Source organism: Leptolyngbya sp. UWPOB_LEPTO1 (genome assembly GCF_017302695.1).
Lineage (GTDB): Bacteria > Cyanobacteriota > Cyanobacteriia > Leptolyngbyales > Leptolyngbyaceae > Leptolyngbya > Leptolyngbya boryana.
The window spans coordinates 222185-240788 of sequence record NZ_JAFLCJ010000002.1 but is presented as its reverse complement, the minus strand read 5'-3'; the positions used below and the strand labels follow the sequence as shown (position 1 = coordinate 240788).

The following is an 18604-nucleotide window of genomic DNA, read 5'->3' as shown; positions in this document are numbered from 1 at the left end:
GGGTCGAATTTGTTCTCTGCTCATGGTTAAGGTTTTGTCACTCGTCGCAATGCTAGGATTTCTCACAAGCTGTACTCCTTTACCCACAAAGATCAGAGCCTACGTCGAGTCTCGTCCCGTTGATCCAACGCCCTACGAGAAACAAGGTTTGGTTGCAGTACAACCTGATGCACCCAAGCCTTCTGGATCTGAGATAAAGCTCCCGCCAACGGTCACAGTAAAACCGGGTCAGAAACTTTCTGAGGAAGAAATCAAGACTTTACTGACTCAAGCCGATGATAAAGCGGCGAGTGCTGCGAATCTTTCAAGAGTGGCGCAGTCGAAGGATGATTGGAGACTGGTGATCGATCGCTGGAAATTAGCGATCAATATTCTCAAACCTGCGGCGCAAATTCCTCGAATCCGCAAGCAATTGTCCGAGTATCAAACCAATTTGACAGCAGCACAGCTACAAGCCAGCACGAATCCAAGACAAATAGAAGCAACCGAGCGATCGACCAGTGATGGGATTCCCCTAACAATTCAAGCGCCTTCACCGTCTCCGTCGCCGTCTGCATCGCCATCTCCGACAGCATCTCCTTCATCGACAGCATCTCCGTCCCCATCTCCATCTCCCTAGAGTTGGTCAAGATTCTCACACTGTCAAACCTGCTCAAGCCGCAGCACATCAGTCTGAATTCAACAACAATTCAATCAACGCTTGCGTGATTGGAAATCCAGTCTGTTGTTCAAAGGCTAAGAAGGATGGATTGGGATTCGCTTCGAGAAAGAGATACTTGCCGCTCGGTGTTAATCTCCAATCAATCATCAGCCATTCCGCATCCAAGGCTTGAGCGATCGCAATTGCCTGCTGGCACATCGCTTTCGGAAAGATGATCGGAATGACTTTAACATCGTCATCCTCATGAAAATCCAATGCAGCACTGCAAATCTCGGCTGCATAAACCGTGTCACCAATGACATACGATCGAATATTCGCTCCGGCAATGTATTCGCACAGCGTCACAGGCGCAATTTTTAGACTCAATTTCAAGCGTTCAGGATTCAAGTGTTCTGCTGAAATGAGTTGGGTTCTAGCTCCGCCATAAATTGGTTTGAAGGTCGTTTTGGAATGTCGATAGACGAACTCTCGCACTGAAGTTGGATCATTCGTGACGATCGTATCGGGAAGGTTGACTCCTAATTGATGAAGTTTGCTGAGTTGCAGCGGTTTCTCGCGATGCAGTTGATACGCCTGTATGGGATTCACCCAGTGGATTGAAGGAATTTGAATCAGAGAGCGAACGAGCGCGATCGCATCTTGATACGCGGCTTTTTGCACCGATGCATGAGGTAATCTGGGCACTCGTACCCCGGCAAAATGTCGCCAAAACACACTGCGAATCTGGCTGACAGCTAACTGTCGCCCATCTGCCAGACGCAATAAGCCTTCTTGAGACACGGGCGACCAAGTAATTTGTGCTTGGGTCGGAAACGTTGCCACATCCCAGTAGTGGCAGACAATTCCCAATCGTTCTAAGGTTTGATACAGATGTGATGCATGAAGATCCGCGGCATGTCCCAAAATCAGCACGGTCATATAGATGTAAGTCAGAAGTTTGCCAGATTGAGAAGCAATCGACGGACAATTGATAGTTTCTATCTACGATCTTGTGACCCGAAATCAGGGTAATTTGGTACGTTAAGGATAACGTTGCACAGGAATGATCATGACGGCAGTAGTGACCCAACCCAATTGGCAAGCGATCGCACGCGAATTTGAAGCAGTTGTGGGAAAATCGGGGGTTGTGCAACGCCGCGAAGAACTTTTGGTTTATGAGTGTGATGGCTTGACGAGCTATCGAGAACGTCCCGCGATCGCAGTGTTACCGCGCACGACAGAAGAAGTCGCAGAAGTCGTGAAAATTTGCGCGCGCGCTTCGGTCCCCTTTGTAGCGAGAGGTTCAGGCACAGGACTGTCAGGTGGCGCTTTACCGATCGAGAATTGTGTCTTGATTGTTACCTCTTTGATGCGGAAAATTCTTCAGGTGGATTTGGAAAATCAGCGCGTGATTGTTCAACCGGGCGTGATCAATAGTTGGGTGACTCAGACGGTGAGTGGAGCCGGATTTTACTATGCGCCCGATCCATCGAGTCAGATTATTTGTTCGATCGGCGGTAATGTAGCTGAGAATTCCGGCGGGGTGCATTGTCTGAAATATGGAGTGACGACGAATCATGTGTTGGGGGTGAAGATTGTCACTCCCGAAGGCACGATCGTGGATTTGGGCAGTGAGATTCCCGAATCGCCAGGATACGATCTCACCGGAGTGTTTGTTGGGTCAGAAGGAACGCTCGGAATCGCAACTGAAATCACGTTAAAAATCTTGAAAACACCAGAGTCGATTCGGGTGCTGTTAGCAGACTTTATGAGTGTTGAAGCGGCTGGAGCTACAGTGTCTGACATTATCAGTGCGGGCATCATTCCGGGCGGGATGGAAATGATGGATAACATGAGTATTAACGCAGTCGAAGATGTCGTCGCGACTGGGTGTTATCCGCGCGATGCGACTGCAATTTTGCTTGTGGAAGTAGATGGCTTAGAAGTTGAAGCAGACTTGAATAGTCAGCGAGTCGCGGAGATCTGTAAAAAGAATGGAGCGCGAAATGTCACGGTAGCAACCGAGGCGGATGAGCGGCTAACAATTTGGAAGGGACGGAAAGCTGCCTTTGCGGCAATGGGTAAGATGAGCCCCGATTACTATGTCCAAGATGGGGTGATTCCGCGCACGAAGTTGGAATATGTGCTGCGTGAAATTGAAGCCTTGGGACAAAAGTTCGGCTACAACGTGGCGAATGTGTTTCACGCGGGAGATGGGAATTTGCATCCGTTGATTTTGTACAACAATGCAATTCCAGGAGCATTAGAAGAAGTCGAAGCGTTGGGGGGAGAGATTCTCAAGCTCTGTGTGAAAGTGGGGGGAAGTATTTCTGGAGAGCATGGCATTGGAGCAGATAAGCGGTGCTATATGCCAGAGATGTTTTCGCCTGCGGATTTAGAGACGATGCAGTGGGTGAGATTGGCATTTGATCCGCAGGGAATTGCCAATCCGACGAAGTTGTTCCCGACTCCTCGGACTTGTGGAGAAGCGGCACAAGCGCATGGACAGAAGGTTTTTGAGGGCGTTGAGCGGTTTTAGGTGAAGGTGCGATCGCAAATTGGAAAATAGCAATTGCCCTTCAGAAATGGCGCGCCAATTTTGAAGTCGCGTAAAATGAAATAGATCGTCTAAGTACTACTTTATGAGAGCGATTGAAGTAACAGGCAGCGTGAATGAGGAAGGTTGTATCCAGATCGATCAACCGCTCCCTGCAGCAAAATCAACCAGATTTCGAGGGATTTTGCTCTTCCCTGACTCAGAGAGTTCTTTGAATCAAGAGTGGTCATCCTCTGCAGTTCAAGCTTCTGTTCAGGATTGGTTAGATGATCCGGCGGAAGATATTTACACGTTAGAAGATGGCGAACCTGTGAGTGATGAAGCATAGGATTGTCTTGATCGAGTTTCCTTATGATGATCTTTCAGCTAGCAAGATTCGTCCTGCATATTGTCTCACTGACCCAATTGGAGAGAATCGCCATCTGATTTTTGCACTGATTACGAGTCGGATTCCGGCCATGCTACTCGATTCGGATCTCGTTCTAGATTTGTCTCACCCAGATTTTGTGATGAGTGGGTTGCGAAAGCCTTCTACGCTCCGTCTGAATCATCTGATTACGCTTCGTCGATCGATGGTTCAGCGTCGCTTGGGCGAATTATCTCTGCAGACTCATGCTGTATTAGTTGAGAAGCTCTGTAGCTTGCTAAATGGGTAATTGAGATCGCGCTTAGAAATTCTGCGATCGCTGTCTACGATTCAAGTGTCGGAATGATTTTAAAAATTTCTACAGACTTTCAGCAAGCCCAATCCCCTCATTCTTTGAGGCAGTTCTCCGGCTCTCTGCCCCTGATACATCCCCTAAGTTTTACAATTGAATCTGTGATGTATTGCGGATTGTCTCATGCAGGTCGCTTCTTCGATCGATACGGTTCCAGGACAGTATTGGAACTGGCGAAACGAGCCAGTTTACTATGTAAAAATGGGCGAACGGAACAATCGCCCCCCGCTGTTATTGATTCATGGATTTGGAGCTTCGACTGATCACTGGCGCAAAAACGTGATCGGATTGAGCCAAGAGTTTGAAGTGTGGGCGATCGACTTACTCGGATTTGGGCGATCGGCAAAACCAGACTGGAAATACAGCGGTGAACTGTGGCGCGACCAGATTCATGAATTTGTCACTGAAGTCATCGGTGCGCCTGCCGTTGTTGCTGGAAATTCGCTCGGTGGCTATGTTGGACTTTGTGCCGCTTCCCAACGTCCCGAATCGTCAGCAGGATTAATTTTGATTAATAGTGCAGGTCCCTTTACCGATATTCAAGGCACAACCAAGCCTGATCCGATTCGCCAAGTCATGGGAAGCTTTGTGATGAGCTTATTTCACCAGGACTGGGCAAGTTGGTTGCTCTTTCAGTATGTGCGGCAGAAATCAACGATCCGAAAAACCTTAGAAAAAGTCTACTTAGATCAAACGGCAGTCACCGATCGCTTAATCGAGGAAATCCAACGCCCTGCCTTTGATCAAGGCGCAGATAAAGTCTTTGCATCAGTCTTCCGCACTCCACAAGGAGAAAAAGTCGATGTGTTGCTCGGACAACTAACGCGACCCTTGTTAATGTTGTGGGGAGAAGCTGACCCCTGGATTAACGCGCGCGATCGCGGTGCAAAATTCCGCAGCTATCATCCCCAACTGACCGAGCATTATTTGAATGCAGGACATTGTCCGCATGACGAAATTCCTGACCAAGTGAACGCACTGATTCGGACTTGGGTCACATCGGCAGTCAATTAAGCGATCGCAGCATCAATTCCAAAATCCCCAGAAAATCACCGTTCCGTTAATCAAGGATAACAGCGATTTTCTGGGGATTCTTTGTGATAATCAGCTTCGCGCTAGCGCTCTACAACCATCACAACTTCCGACTTAAATCTCAATCACATTCACCCAGTCGCGATACGTCTCATTCCGATTTTCCGTTACCGCCGTCACCGCTTCACGCAGCTTATCCGTCACTGGACGATGCTTACTAAACTCAAACGTCTCAATGCGTTTCACAGGCGTTACCTTCGCCGCCGTTCCGCTTAAGAACACCTCATCCGCGATGAATAACTCTGACTTATCCACCGGACGTTCGATCGTTTTAATCCCCAAATCGCGCGCGATCGTCAACACACTATCCCGCGTAATCCCTTCCAAAATATCCTGGTCATATCCTGGCGTAATCAATTCCCCATTGCGCACCAAGAAAATATTCATTCCCGACGCTTCACTGACTTTGCCTTGCGAATTCAGCAAAATCGCCTCATCAAACCCACAAGACACCGCCTCTGTCTTCGCCAATGAAGACGTAATATAGGCTCCACTAATCTTGCCGCGCAACGGCAGACTGCGATCCTCCTGTCGATACCAAGAACTAATGCGGCAACTCACCCCATCCGGCGACAAATAATCCCCTAACTCCAGCCCATACACAAAGAAATCATGTTCAATATTGTGTAATCGCGGTGCGATCCCCAGATCCGAGGTATAGACAAACGGACGAATATAAAACGATGTTTTTGGCTGATTTTTCTTAACAAAATCCGTAATAATCGATTGGATCTTATCCGCAGGCAGCTCAAAATTCAGCAATCTTGCACTATTACTCAAGCGTTGACAATGGCGATCGAGGCGAAACAGCAAAATCTGATTTGGATTCTCTGGATTCGGAATCCCGCGTAATCCGCCGAACGCACCCGTTCCGTAATGCAGCGCATGGGTTGCGATCGACAAATTGGCATTCTCAAAAGGGAGAAATTGATTTTTGAAATAGGCGATGGGGAGGAAATTGTGCATGGGAGTGAGGATCAAAAACTAGAAAACGCGTCCCGATAAGACAGATTTCAAGATTACCTTGAAATTCGCGTTCTGGTTTGATTCACCTCCTGCTGAATCCTTTTCATCGAGGAGAAATTTTTATTTTGCCGCGTTCATCTCCTGACCTAACTATGGTTTAAATAAAACGTGGGCGATAATTCTCCACGATGAAAAATACATATGGCTTCTCACTCGCGATTTCAAATTCTGCTCCTGTCGCTACTTCCTCTTTTTCATCCATCGCCTGCTCTCGCTCAGCGCGTTTTGCCAATTCCCCCACCTCAAGATTTACCCAGACCGCAACCGCCGCAGCCTTCTCCACCAGAACCCACTTCAACTCCACTTCCCCCACCTGATCAACTACTCCCGGGTCTAACTCCCCCCACTCCTGAACCTCCGGAGAATGTCTCAGACACGATTCAAATTAAACAAATTGAAATTGTCGGCAGTACTGTTTTTCGCCCGCAAGATTTCGCGGAGATTACTCGTAAATATGTCGATCGCAGGATCTCGTTTGCAGAATTGTTGCAAATTAGAACTGAAATTACTGAACTGTATATCAAACAAGGCTATGTCACCTCTGCCGCAGTTCTCCCACCTCAGGTTTTAACGGGTGGCACCGTCAAAATTCAAATCATTGAAGGTGCGATCGCGAGCATTGATGTCATCGGAACCCGTCGCCTTAATCCTGCTTATATCCGCAGCCGAATTGGGCTTGTGGCTCAAAAACCTTTGAATGTAAATCGGTTGCTAGAAGGCTTGCGGCTGTTACAGCTTGACCCCTTGATTGCTTCGATTTCAGCCGACTTGCAAGCAGGTACACGCCCAGGCACAAGTGTTTTACAAATTACGATCGCAGAAGCGAAAACGTTGACCCTCTCGCCTTTGCTCGATAATTCCCGTTCTCCGAGTGTCGGCTCGTTCCGCAGACAACTCGAAGTCTCGCAGGCAAATTTACTCGGCTTAGGCGATGGTCTTAGAGCTAGCTACACCAACACAGACGGAAGTAATGGCATTGATTTGAGCTATATTGTTCCATTCAATGCGCGCAACGGGACACTCCGACTAGCTTATGGCAGCACTCGCAGCCGAGTGATTGAGGAGCCGTTTGATATTTTGGAGATTCAAGCGCGATCGCGCTACTACGAACTGACACTAAGACAGCCGATTGTTCAGCGCCCAACCAATGAGTTTGCAATCGGTTGGACGTTCTCGCGCCAAGAAAGCCAGACCGAGCTTGGTCTAGATAATATTGGACCTTTTCCCCTTTCTCCTGGCGCAGATGAACAGGGACGCACTCAAATTTCAGCTTTACGCTTCTTTCAGGAATATGTGCAGCGCAGCGATCGCCAAGTCTTTGCCGCGCGATCGCAATTTAGCTTGGGCTTGAATTTCTTGAATTCAACCATCAACGAGCAAGCACCAGACAGCCGTTTTTTTGCTTGGCGAGGTCAAGCACAGTGGACAAGACTTTTAGCAAGAGACTCATTATTCCTAGTGCGAGGAGATATGCAACTTGCCGATCGTACACTCGTCCCTTTAGAACAAATTGGCGTGGGAGGACAAGAAACAGTTCGAGGATATCGACAAGATGCCCTGCTCACCGATAACGGTTTTTTGTTCTCGACCGAATTACGATTGCCGATTTTCAGACCGAGAAACGGACTGGTACAACTCACACCGTTTGTTGACCTAGGAACAGGCTGGAATCGCAGCGGAGACAATCCTGAAAAGAATACGCTCGTCGGAGCGGGTCTAGGGCTTTTGTGGCGGCAAGGAGAAAACTTTTCAGCGCGGATCGATTTTGGCTTTCCGCTCGTGTCGATCGAAAATGAGAAACGCACCTTACAAGAGAATGGAATTTATTTCTCGATTCGGTATAGCCCATCGTTTTAAGATGAAGAAAGATTTGAGAAAGGATGCAATCGGTGCAAGACATTTCAACAGATTCGAGAGAGCGATCGTGGTTCTATTGGTTTCTCCTCCCCATTTATCCCTATCGTCAGCGTCGAACCCTTAGAACTGAAGTTGTGAAAGATGCCGTTTGGACATTTGACCAGCTTCAAGGCATCTTTTATGTGGTCACACCGATTCGCATGACTGTGATTAAGCTCGATGAGGGTGGACTGTTAATCTATGCTCCGGTTGCCCTAACCCGCGAATGTTCAAGATTACTCGATGAGCTAGTCGCCCTACACGGCGAGGTAAAATACATTGTTCTGCCAACGATATCGGGACTAGAGCATAAAGTCTGTGTTCCGCCTTTTGCGCGTCGGTTTCCTAAAGCTCAAATCTATGTTCCACCGAGCCAATGGAGCTATCCAGCCAATTTACCTCTGACCTGGTTGGGATTTCCAAAGCAACGCACTCATGTGCTAGATGGGCAGAATGTTTCTTTTAGTAACCAATTTGAGTCTGCAACTCTCGGCCCGATTGGATTGGGACTCGGCCCTTTTGGAGAGATTGCATTGTTGGATAAAAGCTCACGCACCTTACTGGTGACAGATTCCGTTGTCTCAGTGCCAGAAGTTGCTCCAGAGATTATTCAGCTTGATCCTTATCCGTTGTTGTTTCATGCGCGTGAGACTGCTGTCGATCGCATCGAAGATACAGAAGCCAATCGTCTCAAAGGCTGGCAGCGCGTGGCATTATTTACATTTTACTTTCGCCCTAGTGCGCTGGATATCGCAGACTTAGCTCCTTCGGTTCGAGAAGCAATGAAAGCTCCCGATCGCTCAAAGAAAGCTCTATTCGGCTGGTATCCGTTTCATTGGAAAGCGGGCTGGCAGCGATCGTTTGAAGCATTACGCAAGCATCGATTAATGGTTGCTCCGATTTTGCAGCAATTGATCCTCAATCGTGAACCGCAAAAGGTGATGGATTGGGCAAATCAAGTTGCAAGCTGGAACTTTGAGCGGATTATTCCCTGCCACTTCGATGCTCCTATTCCAGCAGATGCACAAGAGTTTCGATCGGCATTTAGCTTTTTGGAAAAAGAGAGCGATCGAGTTTTACCAGATGAGGACTTTGAATTGCTCAGAGAAATCGAGCAGGGCTTAGTTCAAACGGGAGTAACACCGCCTGCGCAAGAGAAGCTTTAGTTGCTATCGTAGCCCTAAGTTGGGTGAGGAGTGGGGAGTTGTTTCCTTACTAGCTCCCTACCCCCACTCTTTGAGCATCTCCATCTCAAACAGACTCGTCTCAACTCGTTCGACGCTGCGGATTGAGAACCGAATCCATCGACTTCGGACTACTGGGCTGATATTCTGGAACCAAAGTTTTGAGCAGCGATCGTAGTTTAGTAGCATTTTTCTGATACGCCGCTAAGAAAAGCTGATCCAACAATGGCTCTAGCTGCTCCCAGGGTATCATGGCTTCTCGTGCTGCAAAAATCTTAGGATGACTCGTTGCCATCGAATTTCCGCTAATGAGTAACTCCTCATACAACTTCTCGCCCGGTCGTAATCCCGTAATTTCAATATCAATATCTGCTCCGGGTACTAATCCACTCAGTTCAATCATCTGCACCGCCAGATCATAAATCCGCACAGGTTCACCCATATCGAGCAGAAAAACTTCACCGCCCTGAGCCATTGCACCTGCTTGAATCACCAGCCGTGACGCTTCTGGAATCGACATGAAATAGCGCGTCATTTCTGGATGTGTCAGTGTAATCGGCTGACCTGCTGCAATCTGCTGTCGAAATCGGGGGACAACTGACCCGTTACTATTCAGCACATTACCAAATCGCACCATCACAAAGCGGGTGCGTGTTTTCGCCCGTGCTGCTAATGCTTGCAGCACTAATTCTGCAATCCGCTTTGTCGCACCCATCACATTGGTTGGACGCACAGCTTTATCCGTTGAGATCAAGACAAAAGTCTCAACTCTGCATTTTTCTGCGGTCTGTGCAGTCACCATTGTGCCATAGGCATTGTTGATGATTCCTTGCGCTGCATTGCTTTCAACCAAAGGAACATGCTTGTATGCCGCTGCATGATAGACCGTCTCAACTTGATGCTTCTCCAATACTTCCGATAAGCGATCGCCATCAGTGACCGAGCCTAAATAAGCAAAACGAGGCACATTGGGATACGTTTCTGCTAGCTCTGTTTCAATCGAATACAAAGCAAACTCATTCAGCTCATAGAGCACCAGAAGTCGAGGATTTTGCTGGGCAATTTGGCGGCAGAGTTCTGACCCGATCGAGCCGCCTGCTCCTGTCACCAGTACTGACTTATCAGTGATGTTAACTCGAAGTAGACTCGGATCGGGCAGAACTTCGGCGCGCCCGAGCAGATCAGAAATATCAACATTCCGAATTTTACCGATCGGCACATGACCTGCAACAATTTCACGCACCGAAGGAACTGTTTTGACCTTGACAGGCAATCCCTTCAAACTCTGAAGAATGCGACGCTTGTCTTGGGGACTCGCAGAAGGCACTGCCAGTAAAACCATCGTAATCTGGTACTGAGCAATCAGCGTTCTCAACAGAGTTGGACTGTAAATATGAGCGCGATCGAGCGATCTGCCATGAATTTCAGGATTGTCATCCACAAAAGCAATGACTTGGTATTCTGTTTCACGCAGCAGTGCCTGCGAAAGCTGAAATCCAGCCGACCCTGCGCCATAGATGATAATTCGCTGTGACGTTGAATATGGCAGCGACTTATGGCGCTGACGCGATCGCACAGCAGCCGCATGAGTTGCCTGAGGTGCAGTATCGATCAGGACCAAAAAGCGCCGGATTGAGAACCGAATTCCGACTACTCCAATCCAAGTAATCAGCGCAGAAATAATTTGAACCGATCGAGGTAAAACCTGCACATGTAGCAGGGTACTGAATGCAACCAGTCCCGCTTCGCTCAAAATGACTGCCTTTAGTGCCAACCATAAGATTTCTGCCCCTGTATGCCGTAACAGAGGTCGATACATGCCTAATAAATAAAATATGCAGAATTTAACCGGAACAGTTAGCGCAAGAGATGCTTGGTAATACCAGAATTGGTCAATCAAAGGGGAATCTTCAAACCGCAGATTGAGCGCAATACAGGCAGCAATTAGAAAGATGATACTGTCGCCTGCGAACAAAATATAGCGTCGCAAGCGGCGGGGCAATTTAAGCAAGCCTGTGATGAATTGAAGGAGTAATCCAGTTTGAAAGAGCCGAAGGAAAGCCGCCGAAACAGAAAGCTTTTCACGCATAAGGAATCTCGTTCTTTACTCAGTCGCGTAATGCAGGACGAAATCAACTCAAAGTTCGGTAGATGTGAGTCTTGATTTCAAAAACAACCCTGTCCGTTCGATCAACCTGGTAGAAAACGCCTTGATTAAACGTGAAAAATGTCGCTCTAATTTACTTTCTCAAATTCACATGCGTGTCATTAGGTACACCCATGCAAATTTTTAGTCTGTCTCCACATAATGCAAAGTATTACGTACACCCTTAGTGAAAATACTACCTTCTTGAAGTCTCGTACTTAAAGAAATGAGCAAGGAATCAAATCGTTTATAAACTAGAGATAAATTTCAAAATCTGATGGATGCACTCAAGTTTTCAAGTTTAGTTTGTCTAGCTTTTGATTTAGTGTAAACAAACTGATGATTCTGAGAAAAAGCGAAGTTAAAGCTTCATGAATCCTATTTAGATTAAACGAGCCTGAACGCGATCGCTAAGCGTTCAAACACGCAAATCTCAGACAGATTTTCTGGTAAATTACACGGCTATGGCTTGCGCAAAATTTCAGGGTTATTACGGTAAAACTTGCGTCTAGACGTTCAAAACCGTTCAAATTGCAGCAAGACCGCATATTTTCCAAGTACTTGTACGGATTAAGATCGAGATCGCTCCTGCGTATTCTCAAGGTGACAATCGTAAAATCGTAGAGAGCGAGCGTCAGTATGTATCAATTTTTTCCACTTCTGCGTGAACACTGAATTGTTCACCTTGCTCAGCGCGATCTCTGAATTGTTTTCAATAATACAGGTCAATAATATAAAGAAACAATAAAGATGCCCGAAATTGTACGGATGATCCACAGAGATCGGGGAAATTAGCTAATAGAAATCACTGAGGCGCAACATCAGCGTGTCGCAGTCGGTTCCCTGGATGTGATTAAGCAAAGCAAGCTGCCATGAAGTCAACGCATCAGGCTGTTAAAGTGTGTTTTACCCCAACCCTCAATCATGCTTCTCGCTTTCAAGCGTCTCGAAAGCCAGAGGTTGAAAGCAGGTGTCCCTCAAAGGTTTGGAGCGAGTTAAGTTGGTTCGGCGCGATCGCTCAGCAGAGTCAAGATTTAATCGGAGTCGTGTCCCTCGATCACGAGTGGATTTGTCTGAATCCGAGTGGAAAGACTTTACTTAAATCATTTGAGTTCAAGTTAGACGAAGCCCGGCAACAGGTTTGGAATGACACGATCTTGCCGAGACTTTATGAAGTTGGAGAGTGGCGAGGCAAGTTTGCACTCTTAAGATCGTCTGAACTGGTTTGGTTTGAAAGTCAGTGGTTTTTGATTCGCGATCGCGAAACCGATCAACCGATCGGATTTGCCACGATTAGCCACCCGATTGAATCACCGCAACCGACACAAGAATCGCCACAGCCGCAGACTCAATTTTTAGCAGATACCGCTCACGAATTGCGATCTCCCTTAGCGGTGATTTCGACCTCGATCGATTTATTGCAAACGGCGACAGCTCCGCAGAGCGATCGGGCACGCAAGCATTTTCAGCGGATTCGATCGAAGATCAAGCAGATGGCTCAGATGTTAGAAGATGTCCTAGTGCTGAGTCGGACAGAGCAGCCTGAATTTAAGGTCAGTCCGACCGAGGTGAACCCTGTACAAGTGTGTGCAGAACTGATCGAAGAAGCCCAGGCGAATACGTCTTGCCATGAGATTGTGTTTTCATCTGAAACGACGATGCCCGTGACCCAAATTGATGCCACTCTATTCCAGCGCATTGTCGTGAATTTGCTGTCGAATGGCATCAAGTATTCACCGAAAGGCGGCAAGATCGAATGCAATTTGCAAGTTCATTCCAGCCATCTGACCCTACAAGTTGCCGATCAAGGGATTGGCATTCCCGCATCTGAGCAATCGAAATTGTTTCAGTCGTTTTATCGCGCTCAGAATGCAAGTGCCATTCCCGGCACAGGTTTGGGACTCGCGATCGTCAAACGCTGCGTTGATCTCTTAGGAGGACAAATTGCGATTCAGAGCGCGGTTGGAGTGGGCACTTGCTTTACGGTGCAGGTTCCGATTTAAGGGTTTTGATCGTCAGTACTTGTGGTGGCGTGGCATCCGGAGGATAAAGAAAATCGAACTGCACGAGTCGTCGTTCTTGAGGTTGCATCTGCAAGGTGACAAGCGGCGCACCTTGTTGACCGCGACGTTGAACGAGGTGAACGTAATGAGTTTGGGGTAATCCTTGATCGTCGTTGAATCTCCAACGGACGGTGCCGCGAAAGTTCATCTGCGGTCCCGCAGGCTCAAGAAAGCGCAGTCCTTTGTCGGTGTCTTCTCGCTTCAGCGGGGTTTCGACCGTGAGAACAACGGTTTGAGGCTGGTCGCTGGTATTTTCCAGCGGCATCGTCAGACTATATTGAATGGCATAGTTTCCGTGGGCTTGATAGGCTGTATCAGGATAGCGGCGAATCATTTTAGCGCTTTGGTTTTGATTCGTGCCCAATGTGCCGCGATGCAGCGTGGCTAATCCATAAGAGAAGCCTGCCCCTGGTGCAGGAATGCTGAGAGAATCTCGGTTTGCATCTAAAATTCGTCCGTTCCATTGCGAGCCAACGGCGACCCCTGCAACTCGTCCGTAGATTAAAGTGCCTGTGGTTTCTTCGATCGGGGTTGGCGTTTTATCGCGTGGTCCTGACAGATCTGCTGTATTGAGCAATGCTTCCCATTCTTCAACCGTGGGTTCGCGTTCTGTGCTGTCGGGATTTTGTTTGGCAAACATGCCTAGGCTTGCAAGATACACTTCTCCAGTGCTGCGCAGTCTCATCAAAGACGATCGACCATTGAGCGGTGGGGTGAGCGGCTTCACAGGAATCGGCAAGTTCATTAACATCCGGCTTTCCCCAGGTGGGATCACAACTTGAGCCGGAAAGATATCTTGGCGTAATCCGCGCAGGACTTCCCCGACAGCGCGACTGCCGGGACCTGCGAAAGTTTTGCCATCCTCATTGGCGATCGCGGGATCGAGTGAAATAAACGGCGCATCAGGTTGGCTCAGATAGCTCGCAGCTTGGAGAATGTCGATCGTGACGGCTGTCTTGCCGGGATTATGAGCAATCACACCGAGATAAAGCGTTCTCAAATCTTCTGGGGTGAGGGCTTTGGCAATGTGATGGGTGAAGATGTCAAATCTGCCGGAAAAGCTTTGATTGAGGTGTGCTGATGGGAATTGTTTGCCTGCTGCGGGAAATGTGGACAGTAAAATTCCTTCTTTTTGCACCACTTCTGGGCTGTTGCTGTTGAAGACGGGCACTGAATCTAATTCTCCGGGCAGAGCGCGCATTTCTTGCGGTTCTACGATCGTTTGCTGTGGGGGAGGAGTGGGAGTCGGTGTCGGTGTCGGAGTAGGAGCGGGCGTTGCTTGTGACAAGATCAAACTGGAGAGAAGCGACAACATAAAGGAATTCAAGATCGAGAGCGGGATTGATCATACCGAAAAACCGCGATCGCAGTTTGCTATTTGTCTCGTTGAATTCTTGACGATTTAGCGAAAAAGGCGGCTGAGATCGAGTAAAAATCCGGGTAAAACGGTTTCGCCGGAGAGTGTGAGAGGTGATTGTAGCGTTTCAACAGACTGACCTTGCCGATAAATTTTGACTTGTTGTGTTTGGGGGTCAATCAGCCAACCGAGGCGCACTCCGTTGTCTATGTATTCCTGCATTTTGGCTTCTAAGTCTTCATATCGTCGGTGCGCGATCGTAGTTCAATCACAAAGTCAGGTGCGATCGGCGGAAAGCGTTCTTGTTGTTCTACGGTTAGAGCATTCCAGCGATCGTAACTGACCCAAGCAACATCAGGCGATTTATTGGCTCCATTTGGCAACTTAAAGATCGTCGAAGAATCAAACACAACTCCTAAAGCAGTTTGGCGATTCCAAAGTCCAACGTCAGTTGTTAAGCCAGCATTCCGTTTTCCAGTTCCTCCTCCCGCTGGTGGCGTAACAATTAGCGCTCCGGTAGCTGTGGTTTCAATGCGGAGATCTGGGTTCTGCTGACAGAACTGGTAGAACTCGTCGTCGGTCAGTTCGATCGTTGGACGGAGATTGATGACGATCGCCGTCATGGTATGCCTCGCTAAATTGATGTTTTTTAGCGTAACAAGAGGATTCGCTTAACAATGGGATTTTTATGAGAAATTGTTACGGTCAGTCTCGCCCCAGCAAGTTTTACATCAATTCATTGCACTGCGATCGAATGCGATCGAGAATACTCAGAAAATCTTCAACGATCGCAGTGTGATTTGCTGAAGTCAAAATTGGAACGTGAATAAACACACAGGGTTGATTTAGTTGGCAATGCTCTAGATATTTCAAAACGGAATAGTAGAGATAGTTACAAACGTAATCTCCTGCATCATGACTAATTTCGGTGGTGGTCGTTCCTTCGAGCAGAGTTTCTAGATTCAAGCGCGATCGCAGAATTTCGCTCTGAAATCTGCCATTAGATTCGATCGATAACTTTTGACGCGATTCTGCCATTCCACAGCAAATAATTCCAGCAGGATTAAGCGTTTGAATTTGGGCGATCGTGACTTTTGGTGCAAGTTCAAAATCGACTGGAATACTGCGTAGAAAATGACAGTCTTGGTGATCAGCGATCGCTTGAAGTAAATCATCCGATGAATTGGAGATCTGGTGAGGCATCCAAGTCGAAAATGAGGTGAGGAGAATTTTCATCGTTCCAGATTGCTACTAGAATCTAAATATTAGATTGGAGGAATGAGCAATGCCCACGATCGCGGTCATCGATTACGATATGGGAAACTTGCACTCGGCTTGTAAAGGGCTAGATAACGCAGGTGCAACTACGATCGTGACGGACTCTGCCAAAGAAATCGAATCCGCAGATGCGGTCGTGCTTCCAGGGGTGGGATCGTTTGATCCGGCGATGCAGCATTTGCGATCTCGCGATCTCGTTCAGCCGATTAAAGATGTGATTGCGAGTGGTAAGCCTTTTTTAGGAATTTGTTTAGGCTTGCAAATCTTGTTTGAGTCGAGCGAAGAAGGCAAAGAAGCTGGATTGGGAATTGTGCCAGGAGTTGTGAAGCGATTTCACCACGAGCCTGAGATTACGATTCCGCACATGGGTTGGAATCAATTAGAGTTCACTCAGCCAGATTGTGCCCTCTGGCAGCGCTTGGGTGAGAAGCCTTGGGTCTATTTTGTGCATTCCTACTATGTTGAGCCGACTGATCCGAGCATTCGGGCAGCAACGATTACGCATGGAACGCAAACGGTGACGGCTGCGATCGCGAGAGATAATCTGATGGCAGTGCAGTTTCATCCAGAAAAATCCTCTACGGCTGGCTTGCAGTTGCTCTCGAACTTTGTTGAGCTAGTGAATCAACGTCAGCTATTGCAGGTATGAGTTTGCGAATTTACGGCAATCGATCTCTGAAAACGCTTCCAGGACAGGCGACTCGTCCAACGGTAGCGCGGGTGCGCGAGGCAGTATTTAACATTTGGCAAGGTACGATCGATCAGTGTCGTTGGCTCGATCTGTGTGCTGGAAGTGGTTCGATGGGGGCGGAAGCTCTATGTCGAGGAGCTTCGATCGTAGTTGGGATTGAACAATCTCCCAAAGCTTGTGCTGTGATTGAGCAAAATTGGAAACAAGTTGCTAAGCCAGATCAGTCTTTTCAATTGTTACGAGGGGATGTCGTCAAACAACTCAATCGCTTACAAGGGCAACAGTTCGATCGAATTTATTTTGATCCGCCTTATGCGAGCGATTTGTATGTTCCGGTCTTACAGTTGGTCGAGCAACTGAATCTACTTGCTCCCCACGGTGAGTTTGCGATCGAGCATAGTCCTGAGTATGAGTTACCAGATTCGGGATTTTCGATCGTTCGCCAAAAACGCTACGGCAACACTGCACTGACGTTTTATCAGCTATGAATTGGAAGCTTGTGACGTTGTTTATTCTGACTGCTGCGCTGCCTGCAACGGCACTTCCACCGCCGGAAGACTTGCCCGAGGAAGTGGCGCGAACTGAGATTATTACAGAAGCGCGATCGCCGATTGATAATAAACGGCTAACGGCGGCTGAATATGCTGATCTTCAGGCTCAACTTCAACAACGTCCGCCTGAAAATCCGCGCAATCAGGTTTCTCCGGGACTGAGAAAAACGATCGGGCTTTTGCGGTTACGGAAGTTTATTAGAACGGTTTTTCCGTTTATCCCAATTCGCTAACCATCCGGAAACTGCCAGCAAGCGATATGTTCGACCTGCTTGCTTCCACATTGACAAGGTTCTGGCTTGGATGCAACCCATTCATAGTCACAGTCTCGACAATGACAGAGAATGTTATGTCGATCGGCTTCTGCAATTGCTAGCTGCCATTGATGCAATTCATCGGGTTTCAGTTGCTGTGGAATCTCTGGCATTGCGTTCTCCTGTTGCAAAAGCAGAAGCAGTTTCAAGACTATACTCCTACTTTTTCGCCAAATTTCAAAGTCCTCGATCGTAAGGTTATCTCGAAGGATAGCAATTAAGAATTGCAGTCTCGTTGACTTCTCAAAACCATTGAGTTGTTGTAGTTCTAGGCTTTTGGCAAACCTTCCAGGGTTTTCGCTCCCGCTTCGGTTTGCCAGAAAAATCACGCCCTGATGCTAAACCGCTAAGAACCGCTGTACCACCTCATTACTCAACTCACTCGTCGATCCAGCAGCCACAATCCCGCCCTTCTGCATCGCATAGTACCAATCCGCCTGACGCACAAAATGCAAATGCTGCTCAACCAGCAACACTGAAATCCCAGTCGTCTCAATAATCCGCCGCACCGCAGCTTCAATCTCCAGAATAATCGACGGCTGAATCCCCTCCGTCGGCTCATCTAGCACCAGCAACCGCGGTTGACCCATCAAAGCCCGCGCGATCGCTAACTGCTGCTGTTGCCCACCGCTGAGATCCCCGCCCATCCGAGCCAGCATCGTCGTCAACACTGGAAACAACTCAAAAATCTCATCCGGAATGTCAGCCGTACGCTTCTTCGGTGGCAACGCCTCCATCCCCAACATCAAATTCTCCTTCACCGTCAGCCGAGGAATCACCTCCCGCCCCTGCGGCACATAGCCAATCCCCAACCGGGCACGCTGATCCGGAGTCTTCATCGTAATCGCCTCACCACCCAGATCGATCGTTCCTCGGCGCGGCTTCAGCAACCCCATAATCGACTTCAAAAGCGTCGTCTTTCCCACCCCATTGCGCCCAATCAGACAGACCATCTTGCCCGGATGCACCGTCATATCCACATCCCGCAAAATATGACTCTCGCCATAGTACACATTCAATCCCGACACCTGAAGCATCGGAACCGCAATGTCCATTCCCATTGGTTCTAACGTTGTATTCGTCATAGTAA

20 protein-coding genes are annotated in these 18604 nt (G+C 48.0%); 11 read left to right on the top strand and 9 right to left on the bottom strand.

What is annotated here, in order from left to right:
• The first annotated feature begins 22 nt into the window (after positions 1-22).
• Positions 23-619, top strand: coding sequence for a hypothetical protein (locus J0L70_RS03985; protein ID WP_287453190.1), 597 nt, complete (start codon positions 23-25; stop codon positions 617-619).
• 48 nt (positions 620-667) lie between these two features.
• On the opposite strand, the gene J0L70_RS03980 is transcribed toward J0L70_RS03985, so the two are convergent.
• A complete protein-coding gene (locus tag J0L70_RS03980) occupies positions 668-1579 on the bottom strand; it encodes an MvdC/MvdD family ATP grasp protein (protein WP_287453189.1) in 912 nt (303 codons plus the stop codon).
• Positions 1580-1709: 130 nt separating this feature from the next.
• Here J0L70_RS03980 and glcD point away from each other — a divergent pair, with 130 nt between their 5' ends.
• From glcD to J0L70_RS03960, 4 genes are all read left to right on the top strand, one after another.
• Positions 1710-3179: a glycolate oxidase subunit GlcD gene (glcD, locus tag J0L70_RS03975; protein WP_287453188.1), complete on the top strand. Its 1470-nt coding sequence runs from the start codon at positions 1710-1712 to the stop codon at positions 3177-3179.
• Between the two features lie 103 nt (positions 3180-3282).
• A complete protein-coding gene (locus J0L70_RS03970; RefSeq protein ID WP_287453187.1) occupies positions 3283-3525 on the top strand; it encodes a hypothetical protein in 243 nt (80 codons plus the stop codon).
• On the top strand, positions 3515-3853 hold the full coding sequence (locus J0L70_RS03965; protein WP_287453186.1) for a type II toxin-antitoxin system PemK/MazF family toxin: 339 nt from the start codon (positions 3515-3517) through the stop codon (positions 3851-3853). Before J0L70_RS03970 ends, J0L70_RS03965 begins: the two co-directional genes overlap by 11 nt.
• 186 nt (positions 3854-4039) lie before the next feature.
• Positions 4040-4930, top strand: coding sequence for an alpha/beta fold hydrolase (locus tag J0L70_RS03960; RefSeq protein WP_017287798.1), 891 nt, complete (start codon positions 4040-4042; stop codon positions 4928-4930).
• 132 nt (positions 4931-5062) lie between these two features.
• On the opposite strand, the gene J0L70_RS03955 is transcribed toward J0L70_RS03960, so the two are convergent.
• Positions 5063-5974, bottom strand: a complete 912-nt coding sequence (locus J0L70_RS03955) for a branched-chain amino acid transaminase (protein WP_017287799.1) — start codon at positions 5972-5974, stop codon at positions 5063-5065.
• A gap of 201 nt (positions 5975-6175) precedes the next feature.
• Here J0L70_RS03955 and J0L70_RS03950 point away from each other — a divergent pair, with 201 nt between their 5' ends.
• A complete protein-coding gene (locus J0L70_RS03950; RefSeq protein ID WP_287453184.1) occupies positions 6176-7891 on the top strand; it encodes a ShlB/FhaC/HecB family hemolysin secretion/activation protein in 1716 nt (571 codons plus the stop codon).
• Positions 7892-7914: 23 nt separating this feature from the next.
• Entirely contained in the window at positions 7915-9096 is a 1182-nt protein-coding gene (locus J0L70_RS03945; RefSeq protein ID WP_287453183.1) for a DUF4336 domain-containing protein, read from the top strand.
• A 100-nt stretch (positions 9097-9196) separates the two neighbouring features.
• Here the strand turns inward: J0L70_RS03945 and J0L70_RS03940 are convergent, their stop codons facing one another.
• A complete protein-coding gene (locus J0L70_RS03940; RefSeq protein WP_287453182.1) occupies positions 9197-11203 on the bottom strand; it encodes a polysaccharide biosynthesis protein in 2007 nt (668 codons plus the stop codon).
• A 929-nt stretch (positions 11204-12132) separates the two neighbouring features.
• On the opposite strand from J0L70_RS03940, the gene J0L70_RS03935 reads away from it, so the two are divergent.
• On the top strand, positions 12133-13263 hold the full coding sequence (locus J0L70_RS03935) for a sensor histidine kinase (protein WP_287453181.1): 1131 nt from the start codon (positions 12133-12135) through the stop codon (positions 13261-13263).
• On the opposite strand, the gene J0L70_RS03930 is transcribed toward J0L70_RS03935, so the two are convergent.
• The 4 genes from J0L70_RS03930 to J0L70_RS03920 form a co-directional block, all read right to left on the bottom strand.
• Positions 13241-14638 carry a DUF3370 domain-containing protein gene (locus J0L70_RS03930; RefSeq protein ID WP_287453180.1) on the bottom strand — a complete coding sequence of 466 codons (1398 nt, stop codon included), beginning with the start codon at positions 14636-14638 and terminating at the stop codon, positions 13241-13243. The genes J0L70_RS03935 and J0L70_RS03930 overlap by 23 nt on opposite strands.
• Positions 14639-14725: 87 nt before the next feature.
• Complete coding sequence (locus J0L70_RS32120) at positions 14726-14902, bottom strand: Uma2 family endonuclease (protein ID WP_502711021.1); 177 nt, start codon at positions 14900-14902, stop codon at positions 14726-14728.
• A gap of 8 nt (positions 14903-14910) precedes the next feature.
• Positions 14911-15303, bottom strand: coding sequence for a Uma2 family endonuclease (locus J0L70_RS03925; RefSeq protein WP_502711020.1), 393 nt, complete (start codon positions 15301-15303; stop codon positions 14911-14913).
• Positions 15304-15406: 103 nt separating this feature from the next.
• On the bottom strand, positions 15407-15916 hold the full coding sequence (locus J0L70_RS03920) for a pyroglutamyl-peptidase I family protein (protein ID WP_287453179.1): 510 nt from the start codon (positions 15914-15916) through the stop codon (positions 15407-15409).
• A 49-nt stretch (positions 15917-15965) separates the two neighbouring features.
• Between J0L70_RS03920 and hisH the strand changes: the two genes are divergently transcribed.
• From hisH to J0L70_RS03905, 3 genes are read left to right on the top strand one after another with little or no spacing between them, the layout of a single operon-like run.
• Positions 15966-16607 (top strand): imidazole glycerol phosphate synthase subunit HisH, encoded by a 642-nt coding sequence (hisH, locus tag J0L70_RS03915; protein ID WP_287453178.1) that lies wholly within the window; start codon positions 15966-15968, stop codon positions 16605-16607.
• Positions 16604-17137, top strand: a complete 534-nt coding sequence (gene rsmD / locus J0L70_RS03910; protein ID WP_268184363.1) for a 16S rRNA (guanine(966)-N(2))-methyltransferase RsmD — start codon at positions 16604-16606, stop codon at positions 17135-17137. The genes hisH and rsmD overlap by 4 nt, the downstream gene beginning before the upstream one ends.
• Entirely contained in the window at positions 17134-17433 is a 300-nt protein-coding gene (locus tag J0L70_RS03905; RefSeq protein ID WP_190649846.1) for a hypothetical protein, read from the top strand. The genes rsmD and J0L70_RS03905 overlap by 4 nt, the downstream gene beginning before the upstream one ends.
• Here J0L70_RS03905 and J0L70_RS03900 read toward each other — a convergent pair.
• Both J0L70_RS03900 and urtE read right to left on the bottom strand, forming a co-directional pair.
• Entirely contained in the window at positions 17430-17627 is a 198-nt protein-coding gene (locus J0L70_RS03900; protein ID WP_287453177.1) for a hypothetical protein, read from the bottom strand. The two genes, J0L70_RS03905 and J0L70_RS03900, sit on opposite strands and share 4 nt — an antisense overlap.
• A 225-nt stretch (positions 17628-17852) precedes the next feature.
• Positions 17853-18599, bottom strand: coding sequence for an urea ABC transporter ATP-binding subunit UrtE (gene urtE / locus J0L70_RS03895; protein ID WP_287453176.1), 747 nt, complete (start codon positions 18597-18599; stop codon positions 17853-17855).
• Between the last annotated feature and the right edge of the window lie 5 nt (positions 18600-18604).

Coding starts and splice junctions, on each gene's coding strand:
- J0L70_RS03985 (WP_287453190.1), top strand. CDS start 23: ATGGTTAAGGTTTTGTCACTCGTCGCAATGCTAGGATTTCTCACAAGC.
- J0L70_RS03980 (WP_287453189.1), bottom strand. CDS start 1,579: ATGACCGTGCTGATTTTGGGACATGCCGCGGATCTTCATGCATCACAT.
- glcD (WP_287453188.1), top strand. CDS start 1,710: ATGACGGCAGTAGTGACCCAACCCAATTGGCAAGCGATCGCACGCGAA.
- J0L70_RS03970 (WP_287453187.1), top strand. CDS start 3,283: ATGAGAGCGATTGAAGTAACAGGCAGCGTGAATGAGGAAGGTTGTATC.
- J0L70_RS03965 (WP_287453186.1), top strand. CDS start 3,515: ATGAAGCATAGGATTGTCTTGATCGAGTTTCCTTATGATGATCTTTCA.
- J0L70_RS03960 (WP_017287798.1), top strand. CDS start 4,040: ATGCAGGTCGCTTCTTCGATCGATACGGTTCCAGGACAGTATTGGAAC.
- J0L70_RS03955 (WP_017287799.1), bottom strand. CDS start 5,974: ATGCACAATTTCCTCCCCATCGCCTATTTCAAAAATCAATTTCTCCCT.
- J0L70_RS03950 (WP_287453184.1), top strand. CDS start 6,176: ATGGCTTCTCACTCGCGATTTCAAATTCTGCTCCTGTCGCTACTTCCT.
- J0L70_RS03945 (WP_287453183.1), top strand. CDS start 7,915: ATGCAATCGGTGCAAGACATTTCAACAGATTCGAGAGAGCGATCGTGG.
- J0L70_RS03940 (WP_287453182.1), bottom strand. CDS start 11,203: ATGCGTGAAAAGCTTTCTGTTTCGGCGGCTTTCCTTCGGCTCTTTCAA.
- J0L70_RS03935 (WP_287453181.1), top strand. CDS start 12,133: ATGAAGTCAACGCATCAGGCTGTTAAAGTGTGTTTTACCCCAACCCTC.
- J0L70_RS03930 (WP_287453180.1), bottom strand. CDS start 14,638: ATGTTGTCGCTTCTCTCCAGTTTGATCTTGTCACAAGCAACGCCCGCT.
- J0L70_RS32120 (WP_502711021.1), bottom strand. CDS start 14,902: ATGCAGGAATACATAGACAACGGAGTGCGCCTCGGTTGGCTGATTGAC.
- J0L70_RS03925 (WP_502711020.1), bottom strand. CDS start 15,303: ATGACGGCGATCGTCATCAATCTCCGTCCAACGATCGAACTGACCGAC.
- J0L70_RS03920 (WP_287453179.1), bottom strand. CDS start 15,916: ATGAAAATTCTCCTCACCTCATTTTCGACTTGGATGCCTCACCAGATC.
- hisH (WP_287453178.1), top strand. CDS start 15,966: ATGCCCACGATCGCGGTCATCGATTACGATATGGGAAACTTGCACTCG.
- rsmD (WP_268184363.1), top strand. CDS start 16,604: ATGAGTTTGCGAATTTACGGCAATCGATCTCTGAAAACGCTTCCAGGA.
- J0L70_RS03905 (WP_190649846.1), top strand. CDS start 17,134: ATGAATTGGAAGCTTGTGACGTTGTTTATTCTGACTGCTGCGCTGCCT.
- J0L70_RS03900 (WP_287453177.1), bottom strand. CDS start 17,627: ATGCCAGAGATTCCACAGCAACTGAAACCCGATGAATTGCATCAATGG.
- urtE (WP_287453176.1), bottom strand. CDS start 18,599: ATGACGAATACAACGTTAGAACCAATGGGAATGGACATTGCGGTTCCG.